Annotated in this window: 15 protein-coding genes; 7 read left to right on the forward strand and 8 right to left on the reverse strand. The window is 68.3% G+C overall.

Annotation, left to right across the window (positions count from 1 at the left end; all coding sequences use genetic code 11):
• Positions 1 to 7: 7 nt before the first annotated feature.
• Genes DQ384_RS09870 through DQ384_RS09880 form a run of 3 tightly spaced genes read left to right on the forward strand, consistent with a single transcriptional unit; the run spans position 8 to position 4,328 of the window.
• Positions 8 to 931, forward strand: coding sequence for a U32 family peptidase (locus tag DQ384_RS09870; RefSeq protein ID WP_114028396.1), 924 nt, complete (start codon positions 8 to 10; stop codon positions 929 to 931).
• 33 nt (positions 932 to 964) lie between these two features.
• Positions 965 to 2,695, forward strand: coding sequence for a dihydroxy-acid dehydratase (locus DQ384_RS09875; protein ID WP_114028397.1), 1,731 nt, complete (start codon positions 965 to 967; stop codon positions 2,693 to 2,695).
• A 46-nt stretch (positions 2,696 to 2,741) separates the two neighbouring features.
• Positions 2,742 to 4,328 (forward strand): aldehyde dehydrogenase (NADP(+)), encoded by a 1,587-nt coding sequence (locus DQ384_RS09880; RefSeq protein WP_114028398.1) that lies wholly within the window; start codon positions 2,742 to 2,744, stop codon positions 4,326 to 4,328.
• A gap of 370 nt (positions 4,329 to 4,698) precedes the next feature.
• On the opposite strand, the gene DQ384_RS41160 is transcribed toward DQ384_RS09880, so the two are convergent.
• The 3 genes from DQ384_RS41160 to DQ384_RS09885 form a co-directional block, all read right to left on the reverse strand.
• Entirely contained in the window at positions 4,699 to 4,860 is a 162-nt protein-coding gene (locus DQ384_RS41160) for a hypothetical protein (protein ID WP_181871119.1), read from the reverse strand.
• 962 nt (positions 4,861 to 5,822) lie between these two features.
• Positions 5,823 to 5,987: a hypothetical protein gene (locus DQ384_RS41165; protein ID WP_181871120.1), complete on the reverse strand. Its 165-nt coding sequence runs from the start codon at positions 5,985 to 5,987 to the stop codon at positions 5,823 to 5,825.
• Positions 5,988 to 6,220: 233 nt separating this feature from the next.
• Positions 6,221 to 7,366, reverse strand: coding sequence for an acyl-CoA dehydrogenase family protein (locus DQ384_RS09885; protein WP_114028399.1), 1,146 nt, complete (start codon positions 7,364 to 7,366; stop codon positions 6,221 to 6,223).
• Positions 7,367 to 7,613: 247 nt separating this feature from the next.
• Here DQ384_RS09885 and DQ384_RS09890 point away from each other — a divergent pair, with 247 nt between their 5' ends.
• Positions 7,614 to 8,951 carry a hypothetical protein gene (locus DQ384_RS09890; protein WP_114028400.1) on the forward strand — a complete coding sequence of 446 codons (1,338 nt, stop codon included), beginning with the start codon at positions 7,614 to 7,616 and terminating at the stop codon, positions 8,949 to 8,951.
• Complete coding sequence (locus tag DQ384_RS09895; protein ID WP_220182863.1) at positions 8,948 to 9,802, forward strand: class F sortase; 855 nt, start codon at positions 8,948 to 8,950, stop codon at positions 9,800 to 9,802. The genes DQ384_RS09890 and DQ384_RS09895 overlap by 4 nt, the downstream gene beginning before the upstream one ends.
• Positions 9,803 to 9,818: 16 nt before the next feature.
• Here the strand turns inward: DQ384_RS09895 and DQ384_RS09900 are convergent, their stop codons facing one another.
• From DQ384_RS09900 to DQ384_RS09910, 4 genes are all read right to left on the reverse strand, one after another.
• Complete coding sequence (locus DQ384_RS09900) at positions 9,819 to 10,601, reverse strand: hypothetical protein (RefSeq protein WP_147268718.1); 783 nt, start codon at positions 10,599 to 10,601, stop codon at positions 9,819 to 9,821.
• Between the two features lie 94 nt (positions 10,602 to 10,695).
• Positions 10,696 to 10,896 (reverse strand): hypothetical protein, encoded by a 201-nt coding sequence (locus tag DQ384_RS42125; RefSeq protein WP_220182864.1) that lies wholly within the window; start codon positions 10,894 to 10,896, stop codon positions 10,696 to 10,698.
• Positions 10,897 to 11,054: 158 nt separating this feature from the next.
• Positions 11,055 to 11,381: a class I SAM-dependent methyltransferase gene (locus DQ384_RS42130; RefSeq protein WP_220182865.1), complete on the reverse strand. Its 327-nt coding sequence runs from the start codon at positions 11,379 to 11,381 to the stop codon at positions 11,055 to 11,057.
• A gap of 127 nt (positions 11,382 to 11,508) precedes the next feature.
• Positions 11,509 to 11,994 carry an ATP-binding protein gene (locus DQ384_RS09910; RefSeq protein WP_181871121.1) on the reverse strand — a complete coding sequence of 162 codons (486 nt, stop codon included), beginning with the start codon at positions 11,992 to 11,994 and terminating at the stop codon, positions 11,509 to 11,511.
• Positions 11,995 to 12,137: 143 nt separating this feature from the next.
• Here DQ384_RS09910 and DQ384_RS09915 point away from each other — a divergent pair, with 143 nt between their 5' ends.
• Complete coding sequence (locus tag DQ384_RS09915) at positions 12,138 to 12,917, forward strand: helix-turn-helix domain-containing protein (protein ID WP_114028403.1); 780 nt, start codon at positions 12,138 to 12,140, stop codon at positions 12,915 to 12,917.
• The gene (locus tag DQ384_RS09920; protein ID WP_114028404.1) at positions 12,908 to 13,165 is read left to right on the forward strand and encodes a DUF397 domain-containing protein; all 258 of its coding nucleotides are present in this window, start codon (positions 12,908 to 12,910) and stop codon (positions 13,163 to 13,165) included. The genes DQ384_RS09915 and DQ384_RS09920 overlap by 10 nt, the downstream gene beginning before the upstream one ends.
• Positions 13,166 to 13,391: 226 nt before the next feature.
• Here DQ384_RS09920 and DQ384_RS09925 read toward each other — a convergent pair whose 3' ends face one another.
• Positions 13,392 to 14,516: a hypothetical protein gene (locus tag DQ384_RS09925; protein WP_114028405.1), complete on the reverse strand. Its 1,125-nt coding sequence runs from the start codon at positions 14,514 to 14,516 to the stop codon at positions 13,392 to 13,394.
• Positions 14,517 to 14,964: the final 448 nt, after the last annotated feature.

Consider the following 14,964-nt stretch of genomic DNA (forward strand, 5'->3'; position numbering starts at 1 on the left):
GAGAAAAATGCCGACGCTAGTGAACCAGACCTACCGGCTGCCGTATCGGCACGACGTCCCTCCGAGCGGTGGGCGCTTCCCGGACGGCGCGAGCTTCCGCATCGAGATTCCCAGCGTGGAGGGCCCGTCGGTCTTCGAGGCGGCGCTGTCGGCCGCCGCGACGTACGGCGTCGTGGTGAACCGCGTGTCGCAGGGCTCGGGGGCCATGCTGCTCACCACCGCCGAACTGCGCGACATGGCCGCGCTGGGCGCCGAGAACGGCGTCGAGGTGTCGCTGTTCGTGGGGCCGCGCGAGTCGTTCGACGTGGGGGCCAACGCGCGCACTCCCGAGGGCGCGGGACGCGGCGGGCAACTGCGCGGGGTGCGCCAGCTCATGTACGGGGTCGAGGACGTCGTACGCGCCGTCGACGCGGGCATCCGCAGCTTCCTCATCGCCGACATCGGGCTGCTCGCCGCCCTGCGCGACCTGCAGCGGTCCGGCGACATTCCGGACGAGTGCGTGTGGAAGGTCAGCGTCTCCCTCGCCCCCTCCAACCCGGCGGCGCTGCGGGTGCTCGCGGACCTCGGCGCCTCCACGGTCAACGTCCCCTCGGACCTGACCTACGCCGACCTGGCCGACATGCGGGCGGTCACCGACCTCCCGCTCGACCTCTACCTGGAGTCGTCGGACGCCCTCGGAGGAGTCGTGCGAGGCCACGAGATCGCCGATCTGGTGGCGATCGGAGCCCCGCTCTACGCGAAGTTCGGCCTGCGCAACGCCAAGGACGTCTACCCGTGCGGGGAGCAACTGCTCGACGACGCCGTGCGCAACGTCCGCGCCAAGGTTCACCGGGCGGCGGTCGCCCTGGAATGGCTGGCCCGCTCCGGCAGCGAGGCCCTCCAGTCCAAGCCGCACGCGGCCGGGCTCGGCATCCCCCGCAGGGCGGCCTAGCGTGACCGCCGGCCAGCGGGGGAGGCCCGGACGATGACGCCGCCGTTGCGCAGCGCCGCGTGGTTCGACGGCGACGACGAGGTCGCCGTCGAGCACCGCGCCGCCCTCGGGTCGCTGGGGATCGCCGTCTCGCCCGGCGACCCCCGGCCGGTCATCGGCATCGCGCAGTCCGTCAGCGACCTCAACCCCTGCAACGAGGGGCTCCGCGACCTCGCCGAGGCGGTGAAGGAGGGCGTCCACGCGGCGGGGGGCATCCCGCTCGTGTTCCCCACCATCAGCCTGGGCGAGGACCTCATGAAGCCCACGGCCATGCTGTACCGCAACCTCATGGCCATGGACGTCGAGGAGACCCTGCGGGCGCACCCCATCGACGGTGTGGTCCTGCTCGGTAACTGCGACAAGACGATCCCCGCGCAGCTCATGGCCGCGGCGAGCGCCGACCTCCCGGCGATCCAGGTCGCCGGCGGGTCCCGGCCGGTCGCGGTCTTCCGGGGGAAGCCGGTCGGCACGGGGACCGACCTGTGGCGGCACTGGGACGAGTACCGCGCCGGGCGGATGAGCCCCGAGGACTGGGCCGCGTTCGAGCGCTGCCTGAGCTGCGGTCCGGGCGCCTGCAACACGATGGGGACGGCCTCGACCATGGCGCTGCTGGCCGAGTCCCTCGGCATGTCCCTGCCGGGGACGTCCTCCGTCCCGACCGGCGACCCGCGCGCCCGGGTGGGGGCCGAACGGGCCGGACGCCGCGTCGTGGCCATGGTGCGCGAGGGACTACGGCCCTCGGCGATCATGACCTCGGCCGCCTTCGACAACGCGGTCACGGTGCTCGCCGCGATCGGCGGGTCCACCAACGCCGTCATCCATCTCTGCGCGATCGCCGGCCGGCTGGGGCTGCCGCTCCCCCTCGAACGGTTCCAGGAGCTGGGCCGGCGGGTGCCCGTCCTCGCCGACGTGTCGCCGTCCGGGCGGTACCTGATGGACGCCTTCGACCGGGCCGGCGGGCTCCCCGTCCTGCTCGCCGAGATCGCCGCCCATCTCGACCTGCGGACGGCGACGGTCACCGGAGGCCCGCTGAGCGACTACGTCTCCTCTGCCGGAGGGTCACCCCGGGGCGCGATCCGGACCCTGGACTCCCCGGTCCACGAGCGGGGCGGCATCGCCGTCCTGCGGGGCAGCCTCGCCCCGGACGGGGCCGTCCTGAAGACCTCGGCCGCGAGCCCCGCGCTGTTCCGCCACCGCGGCCCCGCCATCGTGTTCCGGGGATGGGACGACCTGCGGCGGCGACTGGACGATCCGGAGCTGCCGCTCAGCGCGGACACGGTGCTCGTGCTCACCGGTTGCGGACCCAAGGCCGTGCCCGGGATGCCGGAATGGGGGATGATCCCGATCCCCGCGCGCCTGGCGGCGGCCGGAGTGACGGACATGGTGCGCATCAGCGACGGGCGCATGAGCGGCACCAGCTTCGGAACCTGCGTGCTCCACGTGGCGCCCGAGGCGGCGGCCGGAGGCCCGCTCGGACTGGTCCAGGACGGGGACATGATCGAACTCGACGTGGAGGCCGGTCTGCTCCACCTCGACGTCCCCGAGGCGGAGCTGGACGAGCGCCGCGGGCGCGCCGAACCGTTCCGCACGCCGCACCTGCGCGGATGGCCCCGCCTCTACCAGGACCACGTGACCCAGGCGCCGGAGGGGTGCGACCTCGACTTCCTCCAGGCGCCGACCCCCGAGCACCGCCGCTTCGTGGAGCCCGTCGTCGGGCGTTCCTGAAGCTCTCGCGCGGTCTCCCGCCAACCGGACTCCCAAGGAAACAGCGATGCCCTCTCATGTCCCCGGCCAGACGGCCGAGCCGACGACCTTCCGGGCCACGTCCCCGCTGACGGGCCAGGAGGGTCCCCCGATCCGCGAGGCCACATCGGCCGAGGTCACGGCGGCCGTGGCGGCGGCTACGGACGCGTACCGGGTGCTGCGGACCTGGCCGCCGTCCCGGCTGGCGGCCCTGCTGGACGCCGTCGCCGCCGCGCTGGAGGACCGGAGCGGCGAGATCGTCGCCTCGGCCCACCAGGAGACGGGCCTGCCCGTGCCCGCGCTGGAGGGGGAGGCCGTCCGCACGACCGGCCAGCTCCGGATGTTCTCCCGCCTGGTGCTCACCGGCCGTCCGCTGGAGGCGACGATCGACCACGCGGACCCCGGCGCCCGCCCGCCCCGCCCCGACCTGCGCCGGATGAACGTGCCGCTCGGCCCCGTCGCGGTGTTCGGGGCCAGCAACTTCCCGCTCGCCTTCGGGGTGGCCGGGGGCGACACGGCGTCCGCCCTGGCCGCGGGGTGCCCGGTCGTCGTCAAGGGCCACCCGCTGCACCCGGTGACCTCCGCCCTGTGCGCGGAGGCCGTGCACGCCGCCCTCGGAGACGTCGCGGCGCCCGCCGGAACGTTCGCCCTGCTCCAGGGAGGCTCCCATGCGCTCGCCCGGCGACTGGTCGCGGAGCCGGGCGTCAAGGCCGTCGGCTTCACCGGATCGACGGCCGGGGGGCGGGCGCTGTACGACCTCGCCGCCGCACGCCCCGAGCCCATCCCGGTCTATGCCGAGATGGGCAGCGTGAACCCGGTGGTGATCACCGACCCCGCGCTGAGGGCGCGCGGCGCGCGGATCGGGAAAGAGCTGGCCGCGTCGCTGCTGCTCCGTACCGGCCAGCTCTGCACCAGCCCGGGGCTGCTGTTCGTGCCCGACGGCGAACGCGGCGACACGCTGGTGGACGAGTTGCGCCGCGAGCTGACCGCCGGGGGACGGGGGCCGATGCTGAGCGCCGGCATGGCCGGGGCGCTGACCTCGGCGCTGGAGGAGGCGTGCGCGACGCCGGGAGTGCGCCTCGCGGCCGGGGGGCGGCGGCTGTCGGACGTCGAGGTCGAGAACACGCTGGTCGTCGCGGACGCCGATGCCTTCCTCGCCCGGCCGCACCTGCGTGAGGAGTACTTCGGCCCCGCCTCGATCGTGGTCCGGTACGGTTCGCCGGCTCGGCTGCTGTCGATGCTGGACCTGCTGCCGGGCAGTCTGACGTTCACGCTCCACGCCGAGCCGGGGGAGGACCTGGACCCGGTGGTGGCGCTCGCCGCCGAGCGGGCCGGGCGCATCGTCTGGAACGACTACCCGACCGGGGTCGCGGTGACCGAGGCCATGCACCACGGCGGGCCATACCCCGCCACCAGCTCGGCCGCCCACACCTCGGTGGGCTCGGCCGCGATCCGCCGGTTCCTGCGGCCGGTGGCGTACCAGAACACGCCCGACTCCCTGCTGCCCGAGGCCCTGCGCGAGGGCAACCCGCTCGGGCTCCCCCGCCTTGTCGACTCCGAGTGGACCTCCGGCGGAGGTTCCGCTTCGAGCTCCCGGGCCGGCGCCGCCGGTTGAGACGTCCACGAGGGGCGACCGCCGTGCCGGCGCTTCCCCACGGGGTGACGTGCCCGCGGTCTCGGAGGCTCCCTCTGTCTTGGAGGCTTCCTCGGTCTTGGAGGTCGGCACCGGACGCGCGGCCCCCACTCTCGGAGCGGGCGCCGGTCTCGGTCGCGGGTGCCGGTCTCAGAGGGAGTGCCGGTCTGGGAGCGGATGCGGGTCTCGCCGGCGGACGTGGGGGACACGCCCGGCGGTCAGCGATCCAACGCGGCGGGCGATCATGACTGTGACAGTTCTGATCACCCGCCGTTCGTCGTCCGTGCCCCTCATAGCGTGGATCGGCAGGACTGGCCAAGCCGTTCCATGTTCCTGAGAGTCCTCGTCTAACTCACATCTTCACCCTGAGCGGCGGGGTGAAATTGGTGAACGCGGCGCAGTTGCCGGGCCAGGCGGGGTTCGATCCCGTACCGGGGGTCGGGTTCACGGTGCATTGCGACTGCGCGATGCTGCCGCTTGCGTTCACCACGGTGACGTGCAGGGTGTTTCCCATCACGGACAAGGAGACGCCCGTCACCTTCCCGGGATAACCGGCGACGCTGCTGATGTCGTGCCAGGGCGGAGTGGTCCGCGGGTCCCGGATCAGCGTGCTTCCGTCGCCCGGCGCGTAACCGATGAACTTCGTGTTCCCCTGGAACGCGGTGGATATGGAACTACCTGACGCTCCCGGCTGTCCTGCGGGTCCCTGAGGTCCCTGAGGTCCTTGGGGTCCCTGGGGTCCCTGCGGGCCCACGCATCCCTTGCACTTCTTCTTTCGATGCTTTTCCGAGTGCGTGCAGTCGCCGTCGGTCGACACCGTCGCCGTCCCCGGGCAGCGCATGCTCCAGGTCCCCGTAGGAGAGGTGGGGGACCAGGCCGCCCCGAGATGGCCGGTGGCTTGTCGCACCTTCGAACCCACACCGGCCGACGCCGGAGATGTCATGGCGATCAGCGCGCCGGTCGCCAGGGTCGTCGCCGCGACGGCCCATACGGCCGTATTCGCCGACGGACGCGAAATACGCTTTCTATCCCGAGAAATCACTCGGTTCTCCCCCATCAGTTCTGTTGCCGGTGAATCAGACTTCTTCTCGCGCCAGGTGATGGCGCTCTGGTCAGGATCACTCCCTGTCCGGGCACGTGCCATATGGCCACGGCTCCGCGTGGGCAAAATTGGCCGACAGAATGGGGAAGGAACCTTCATTCCTTGCGATCTTCGCTGGTTTGCCGGTGATCGCACTCTTCGCGCCTTTGACAGCATTCGGCCGGACGTTTACCGTCGCCGCCGCCCGCGTCTCCTGGTCGTGCGTCCGCCATCCCCGGCTAGGACGCCCCGCGCGGACGACGCTCCAGACATGGCCGACTCACCACCCTCAGGACGCCGACCTGTATGCGGTGCCGGCGCGGTGGCGCGGTAGTGCGGTGCTGGGGGCGCGGTGGTGGGGGAATGCGGTGGTGCGGGGATGGCGGGGATGCGTGTCAGCGCTGTGTCTGGGTGTACACGGCCAGCATGACGATCACAAAGGTGATCATGACGCCGGTGTAGGCCATCGGGCCGAAGCGCAGCATCTTGCGGACCCGGTTCAGACCCCACGCGAACAGGAACGCCAGGAAGATCAGCAGGATCAGTCCGCCGTTGTCCACCGCCACCGCCTCCGGGCGCTCGCTGGGGCCCCGCCACGCGCGGGACCGTCGATGGGAGCCCGCCTTCGGGAGCCTCCGCTGACCAGTATGCGGCCCATCCCCGCCCAGCGCGGCGTTCTACACTCCGCGCCTCCCGTTTTCGCCGCCCGCCGCCCACGCCTCTGCTCGGAGAGCAGGGGCGCGCACGTCCCGTCGTCACCTACGGCGGGGCGTGCGCGCCATGGGTGTGGTGGTCAGAAGCCGAAGGAGCGGCCGATGATCTCTTTCATGATCTCGGTGGTGCCGCCGTAGATGGTCTGGACGCGGGCGTCCATCCAGGCCTTCGCGACCGGGTACTCGGTCATGTAGCCGTACCCGCCGTGCAGTTGCAGACAGCGGTCGATCACCTTGTTCTGCAGCTCGGTGGTCCACCACTTCGCCTTGGCGGCGTCCACGACCGTCAGCTCCTTGGCGTTCAGCGCGCGGATGCACTTGTCCACGTAGTGCCGCGCGATCTCCACCTCGGTCGACATCTCGGCGACGACGAACCGCGTGTTCTGGAACTTGCCGATGTTCCGCCCGAACGCCTGGCGCGTCTTGCAGTACTCGATCGTCGTCTCCAGCACCGACTCGGCCGCCGCCACGGCCGCCACGGCGATGGACAGCCGCTCCTGCGGCAGGTTGGCCATGAGCTGGAAGAAGCCGTGACCTTCCTCCTCGCCGAGCCGGTTGGCCACAGGGACGCGGACGTTCTCGAAGAACAGCTCCGCCGTGTCCTGGGCGTGCATGCCGACCTTCTCCAGGTTGCGGCCCCGGGTGAACCCGTCCATGCCGCGTTCCAGCATGAGCAGCGTCGTGCCGCGGGCGCCCTCGGCCGGATCGGTCTTGGTGACGACCACGACGAGGTCGGCGTTGATGCCGTTGGTGATGAACGTCTTCTGCCCGTTGACGATGTAGTGGTCGCCGTCACGGATGGCCGTCGTCCGGATGCCCTGTAGGTCGCTGCCCGCGCCCGGCTCGGTCATGCCGATGGCCGTGATCGCCTCCCCGGACGCGAAGCCGGGCAGCCAGCGCTGCTTCTGCTCGTCGTTGGTGAGGTCGACCAGGTAGGGGGCCATGATGTCGTTGTGCAGCCCGAATCCGAGGCCCGTCGCACCAAATCTCATGATCTCTTCGACGATGATGGCGTTGTACCGGAAGTCGCTGATGCCGGACCCGCCGTACTCCTCGGGCACCGAGAAGCCGAACATGCCGAGCTCTCCGGCCTTCTTCCATACCTCGCGCGGGACGATGCCGTCCTTCTCCCACTGCTCGTGGTGGGGTGCGACCTCGCGCGTCATGAACTCCCGCACGCTGTCACGGAAGAGCAGATGCTCCTCCTCGAAGAGGTCTCGCTGCATTCACATCCTCCTAGGGGCTCGCTCACTAGAATACAATTCTGTTCACGACCCGGACATCACTGCCCTCCCCGTCCGGCGAACCAGTCGAACGTTACGAATCAGCTACGTTCGGTGCGCGCGGGCTCTCTGTCCGTACTCCGCGAGAGTTGAAAGTCGTACGATCTACCTTCGGTCGTCCTCGACCGCCGGATGATCGGAGGCGCTCGTGAACAGGTGGGGTTCAAAGGTTCGCGGATCATTAGCCGCTTTGTCGCTGGCATCCCTGGGCGCGGTGGCGTTGCCCGCGAATGTGAGCGTCGCCGATACGGACAACTTCGCCTATACCTACAGCTGCAAGCGGAAGCTCAGCGACGTTTACGAGACGCTCAAAGTCCAGGTGTCGGTACCAAAGTCGGTACACGTCGGAGAACCGCTGGCCGTGACATGGAATGTGACCAGTTCCGACGTGACGTCTCCCGCCTCGTTCAAGGCCGGCGGCAAGGTGTCGTTCACCGGCTCTGTAGTCGTTGACGGCCTCTGGAAGGGTGAACTCGATTCCGACGGCACCAAGGACCAGGCCGAGCTGGCATCTGGTCAGAAGCTCGTGCTTCCTTCAGGTGTCTCGGGCGCGGTCTCCACGACTAAAGAGGGCAAGATAACGGTCATCCCCAAGGACGTCGTCATCGACTTCACTCCGCCTGCGGGCAGTGCGCTGATCAACGACGATGCGGGTGATACGGAGCCCGAGTCGCCCGGTGCTGGGAACCATGATCACGAGGCCATCAAGTACACCGGCAAGTGGTTCTACTCAGGTGAGACCGACCCGTCTCGGGCGGGTGACCACGAGAAAGATGTCCACGCCACCGACCAGGTGAGCGATAGGGCTCTCGTGACCTTCGTCGGCACCGGGATTGAGTACATCACTGAGCGCTACAAGGACATGGGCGCTGTCGAGATACGACTCGATAAGGAATCGGCCCCGAGCGTTGAGCGTGACGCCTCGAAAGATGTCAATGGCAGTCCGGCCGAGGAGCGGGAGAGTAAGCAAGTTCTCTGGTCGGTCCACGATCTTCCTTATGGCGAACACAGGCTTTGGCTGATCAATAAGGCTGCCGCTCCCGGCAAGTACATGCTGGTGGATGCGTTCAATGTCATCACCGACCCGCTGTCGAGCCCTGCGGAGTACTACAGGGCGACCTGCACCTCCAATGACGACTTGATGCCGGTCACTGTCGACGTGCTACCCCCGGTCAAAGACTCGAACGATGGCAACAACGACGGCGACGGACACATCAGTGATGGGGACGACTCGGTTCGGGGAGTTGTGGTGTTGTCGGGGGGTGGGCAGGGGCATGGGGCGCCTACGGCTACCGCTACCGCGACGAAGACCGTCACGCCGAAGCCCAAGGCCAGCTCCACCCCTCAGGTACGCGTGACCCCGAAGGGAGGCGCGCATACAGGTGAGGCGTCCGACCGGGACAACGGCACCGCGTCGCTCCTGATCGGGTACGGCACCGCACTCGCCCTGGGTGGTCTCGGCGGCCGGTTGCTGCTGAGGCGCAGGCGTGCCGCGCACCGATCCACCGGCCGAGGAAGCCTCGGTTGAGCGCCCCGGCGCCGTCCCCTCGTACCAGGTGGAAGGCGAAACTCCCGCCCGTCCTGCTGACGGCGGGATCGCTCGCCGGAGTGGGGGCCGTGATGACGGGCCTGTTGTTGTACCTCTCGCCCACGGACGAAACGGACCTGGCCTCCGCGCCGGGGACGAAGCCCGCCCAAGTAGCCCCTCTCGACGCGACCGGGGCCCCGGCGGCGGCCGCCGCGTCCGATGCGACGAACGCCGTCAACCTGAACCCAGGCACCGGCCAGGCGGTACTGGACCCCGCCGCCATGGGAGCGGCCACGGTCGGCCCCGGGGGAGCGAACGTCCCTCTGATAGAGGCCGCGCCCACGGCCGCCCCGCCCGTGCCGGCCGCCGTCACGGTCAAGCCCCTTCGCAAATCCACCCCGACCAGGGTGAAGATCCCCAAGATCGGCGTGGACGCGACGCTAATGTCCGTCGGCGTGGAGAAGTCCGGGGAGATCGAGGTGCCGCCGCTGAGCCGTCCCAAGCTCGCGGGCTGGTACCGGCTCGGCCCGGCCCCGGGGGAGATGGGCCCGGCGGTGATCCTCGGCCACGTGAACACCAAGAGCGGCCCGGCGGTGTTCAGCCGTCTGCGCGAGCTGGGGCGCGGTGACAAGATCACGGTTGTGCGCGCGGACGGGTCCTCGGCGCAGTTCACGGTCGACGGCGCCGAGCAGGCCAGCAAGGACAGATTCCCCACCAAGCGCGTCTACGGGCACGTCGACAGCCCGAGCCTGCGCCTGATCACCTGCGGAGGCATCTTCAACCCCCGCGCGCACAGCTACACCGACAACATCATCGTCTACGCGACCCTGTCCGCCTCCGGCCGAGGCTGACCGGCTGCCAGGAGGGCTACCGCTTCGGAGCCGGCGGCAGCGGGGGACGGTCGACCCCCACCAGTTTGGTCGTGACGGCACCGCGCGGCGGGGCTTTGACGGTGACCTTGGCTCCCCAGCCGGTGAACCGCACCTCCGCCTCCTTCGGGCCGTCCAACCCCATGGCGTAGGTGGTCAGGCGGCGCGGCAGGCCCGAGGACGTCACGACGAGTCGCCAGCCGACCTTCGCCTTGTCATTGACTTTCCACCACACGGTCGCGCGGGTCCACGGGGAGACCTTGAGCAGCTTCTTGAGGCTGATCTCGCCCTCGTACGTGCTGCCGCTGCGCTCGGCGTCGGCGAGCAGCGCCTTGAGGGTGGCCGGTTCGGCGACGTTGAGGTAGTTGCCGAACATGGCGCTGACGCCCGAGGTCCAGCCGGGCGACTGCTTCCACCACGTTTTCCCCGGCGGCAGTTGTTGACCGATGAGGTGGCCTCGGGTGTAGGACGTCGTGCCGATTCTGATCGTGCGCTCGGGCTCGTTCCAGGTGCTCGACTCGTCCGATTCCTTCCAGATCTGCTTACTAGTGAGATCGGACGCCGCGATCCCGCCCTTGCCGAACCGCAGGACGCCCTTGCGTGTGAACGAGGGCTTGCCGCTCTCGCCGGCCCCAGCGGCTTCGGTGAAGGAGACGCCTCGTCCTGCGGCGACCAGCTTCTTCAGTGCCGATAAGGGGTCCTTGGGCGCGGCCTCGGCCGGGGCGGGCGCGAGCAGTACGGCGAGTGCCGTCGCGACGAGCACCGTCAATGTTCTCTTCATGTCACTTGATCATGGTCACCGTTGATCACGATCGCGTCTCGGGGACGCGGCCGCGCCGCGCCGGTGGAAGCGCGACGGCGTGTATTGAACGAAGTCAGCGTGGGACGGCACGTACCCAGCCGCGGTCGCCGTCCAGGAAGCCGGACATTGTCAGGCCCGCCTCGTTGAGCTGGGCCTCGAAGTCATCGTCGTCCAGCCGTTTGCTGAGGAAGGTGTGGGTCCAGCGCTGGTCGCCGAGGTTGTACTCCATGGTGGCGAGCAGGAGACCGGGCCCCGGGCGGCTGATGTCCGTCATGCGGACGTGGTTGCCGTCGTCGGTGACCCGCTCGAACGCCTCGATCGTGTCGTACCACTCCGGCGGCTAGCGTTGAAAGATCACGCAGCCGTCGGCGGCGACGTGCCGTCGGCAGGCGTGCAGGAAGCCCCGGCGCATCTCGTCGTCGGCCGTCTCGATCACGAACGACATGAGCAGGACGACGTCGAACGTCCGGTCGAGCGCGAGGGACTGGATGGGGGAGTGGACCGTCTCGGCCCCCGGATGTGCGCGAGCATCTCGGCCGATTCGTCCACGGCGACCACCTCGTGCCCGAGGGCCAGCAGGCTGTGGGTGATCCGGCCCGCACCCGCGCCGAGCTCCAGGATGGACGCGCCCTCCGGGATCGCCGCGTGGATACGCTCCGGCTCGCCTCTGGGCTTGAGCGTGGCGTAGTAGTCGACCGCGCAGCCGTCGGGAGTGATCGCTCCTGGCCCGGTCCCGTGATACAGCGGTTGTGAGGTCATGCCCACATCCTGCATTACGGAATTGCCGGACGGCCTGCGCGTGGTTCTCCTCTCGTGACGACTTCTGTGCCGCCTGGAGCCGCTCGACCGACGTGCGGGGACGAGGCCGGAGTACGTCCGAGCGACATTACGCGAGGAGTTTCAGGGCTCCACCTGGCAGGCTCGGCGGCCATGCGGTGAGTTGGAACCAGACCGATTTTCCCTGGCGGTGGAGATTCCAGCCCCATTTGCAGGCCAGGGCCTCCACGATGGCGAGACCTCTGCCGGACGTCTCCATCGAGCCGGCCGTTCTCATGTGCGGGACGGCGATACAGGAGTCGTACACGTCCACCGTCATCAATGGCCCGTCCCGGCCGACCGAGATTCGCACGGTGCTGCGTCCGGGGAGATGCGGCGCCCCATGGACGAGCGCGTTCGTAACGACTTCCGAGGTGAGGAGTTCGGCCAGGTCCGGTACGTCGCCGGCCGCGCTCCAGTCGTTGGCGATGTCCCGTACGAAGCGGCGTGCGGAGGCGATGCATTTCTCGTCTCCCGGTATCCACTTCTGTCCCAGGAGAGCCATGTCGCCGTCCTGTCCGATGCGGTGGTCGGCCGCTGCCATCTGAATCGTCATCGCCCCTCGTGATCTTGACTCGCCGTGTGGAATTCGCATGCCAAGAGTGCCGGGAGGGGACTACTCTCCGTAGGTGAACGATTACTAGTTCATGGCGTTGAACGTCAGGACCGGTTCCTTGAACTCCGGCGAACGGGGGCACGATGGCGGACAAGTACACACCTCAGGCCATCTGGGGCAGGGAGCTTCGTCACTACCGGCAGGTGGCAGGACTCACCCAGGCGCAGCTCGCCCAGAAGATCCACTTCAGCGAATCCCTGATCAGTGGCATAGAGACGGGCCAACTCCCGGCCAGCCCCGAGTTTGCTCAGGCGTGCGATACAACCCTCAGCACAGGCGGAGCCCTCCACCGACTCCTGGACTGGAGACGCGCGCAGCAGTTCCCTCTATGGTTCGGAAAGTGGAGGGACAAGGAGCAGGCGTCCAGCGTTCTACGTGCTTACGAGCCCCTGCTCATTCCGGGTCTGCTCCAGACTGAGGCGTACGCGCGTGTAGTGCTCCATGGTGACGAGATCGCGCTGGCGGCTCGTATGGAACGTCAAACGCTCCTCACCCGGAGCGATCCCAAACCGCCAATCGTTCGTTGTGTAATCGATGAAGCGGTGCTGCATCGACCAATAGGCAGTCCGAAGGACATGCGGGAACAGTTGGATCATCTTGTTTCGCTGACGGGCCCGCGGCTCAGCATCCAGGTAGTGCCGCACGGGATGCATTCAGGCTTGCTCGGCGGGTTCATTATCGCGACGCTGGAGGGAGGAGTCGATGTAGCGTACGTGGACACGGCTCTTCGAGGACTCATCGTCAGCGATCAAGAAGAGGTCAACCAAGCAGTGCAGAAGTTCGAGGCCATTCGGACCGAAGCATTGCCTCTGCGTATGTCGTTGGACCTTATCAAAAGGACGGCAGGCGAAAGATGGATCTGAGCAACGTGCGGTGGCGTAAGTCAAGCTACACGGGAGACAACGGAGGCAACTGCGTCGAGATCGCAGAGCTGTGGCGTAAGTCCAGCCACAGCGGCAACAACGGTGGGAACTGCGTCGAGGTTTCGGCTCTCGACCGGGTGGCGGTTCGCGACTCCAAGAACCCGGACGGGCCGAAGCTGGTGTTCGATCGCGCCGAGTGGGGCGCGTTCGTCCACGGCCTCAAGGCCGACGACTTCGCCGGCAAGTAGAAGGTCAGGGGCGAGAAAGCGGGTGGGCGTGACCCTCCACCCGCTCGCCCCCCGTCGTGCAGGCCCTTCCTCAGGGCCTGCGGCCCACGTCGATCTGGTGTGGTGGCGACACCCTGCTCGGGTTTGTGTCGACCTTCTATGGCCGTGTGGCACCGTGAGATCGTGCCGTGGTGTGGCCCGTCAGGCCGTTCCGTGGCGCGGTGCCGTCGTGTGCCTGCATGCGTTCTCAGCCGTTCGGGATCAGCATGTACGCGTGCGGTCGCGCGGTCTTGCCCGGTTCGCAGTAGTAACACGTCTGCCCGACGATCACGCCCTCGTCGTTGATCGCCAACGCCTGCTCAAGAGCGATGTCCGCAGGGAGGTTCGTGACGACGCTGTTGAGGTCGATCATCTGACCGTCCTTCCAGAGGAAGGCGTGCTGGCCGTAGTAGCTCGCGCTCGTGCGTGAGGTTCCGACGACCTGGCCGGACTCGTTGATCCCGTAGGCGAAGCTCCCCGTTCCGCCCGGCAGCGCGCCCAGGTCGCGCATCCCCTGGGCGTCCCAGAGAAAGGCGTGGGTTGCGCCGGCGGCATTCTGCGACCAGCCGGTGACCTCGGTTTTCTCGTTGATGTCCTGCGGCTCGGTGGCCTCGCCGTTCCCGCCCAGCGTCCCGATATCGGTCATCCGGCCGTTCTGCCAGAGGAAGCCGTGCAACGGAAACCCGGTTGCCGGCAGCGCCACGCCCACGACCTGCCCCTTGTCGTTGACGGCGTGGGCCTCGCTTTCGGTGCTCCACCGCTGGGTCGAGCTGCCGCCGAGCGTTCCGAGGTCGCGCAGATTGCCGTTCTGCCACAACGCGGCGCGGTACGGACTGCCCTGGCTTTGGAAGTGCAGGCCCACGACCACACCGTTGTTGTTGATGTCGCTCGCCGAACTGCCGCTGCCCGAGCCCCAGCCGGTGCCGAGGTCCGTGATGGTGCCGTTGCGCTGGACGTACGCGTGCGCGGGTTCGTACCGGCTGACGTGCGTGTGGCCGACGACGTGGCCGAGGTCGTTGATGGCCTCGCCCGTATTCTCGCCGGTCGTGTAGATCGCCGGGATCGGCGACATGACGCCGTTCTGCCAGCGGAAGGCGTGCGCGGCCGGGTTCTGTGAGTTGGACGAGTATCCCGTGACCTGACGTTGCGCGTTGACGTCGTACGCGCCGCTGATCGCCTGCCCGGTGGAGGGGATGCCCAGCCAGCCGAGGTTCACGTAGGTGTAGGTAGTGGCCGTCGCGCGTGCCTGGGCGGCCACGGGCGGGGCGGTGAGTGTGGCGGCCGTCAGGCCGGAAGCCGCCAGGAGCGCCAAGGTGGTTCGTCTTCGGGTCATCTCTGCCCTTTCGGGTGGAGGAAGGGTCGAAGACGATGTTCACCCGATTGCGGGACGAAGATTCTTACGGAACGATTATGTCCGATCCGGCATCATCAGTCACAGGAGTAACACCGTCGATCACGGACGGTGATTCCTCTCGGGGCGTCGGCGGATCTTACAAATCCAAGTTGCTGTGCTGTGACCTCGTGACCTGCGGTTTTCTGAGAACAGCATGAGAAGACCCGTCAAAGCACAGCGAGGCGGGACGAACCCTCCGTAGGATCTCTACTGAACTGTGACCTGAGACTGGGATCCTGTTACGCCTGGCCAAACCGGTCAACGCCGCTGAAATGGAGAGATACGTGCTGAAGTCGCAGGCACGCCGTCGCATCGCTACCAGGGCAGCAATAGCCGGAGTGCTAGGCACGGGGGTCGTCTTCGGTGCCGGCCCTGCGTTCAGCGCCTT

Origin of the sequence: Sphaerisporangium album (genome assembly GCF_003323745.1) — a bacterium.
Lineage (GTDB): Bacteria > Actinomycetota > Actinomycetes > Streptosporangiales > Streptosporangiaceae > Sphaerisporangium > Sphaerisporangium album.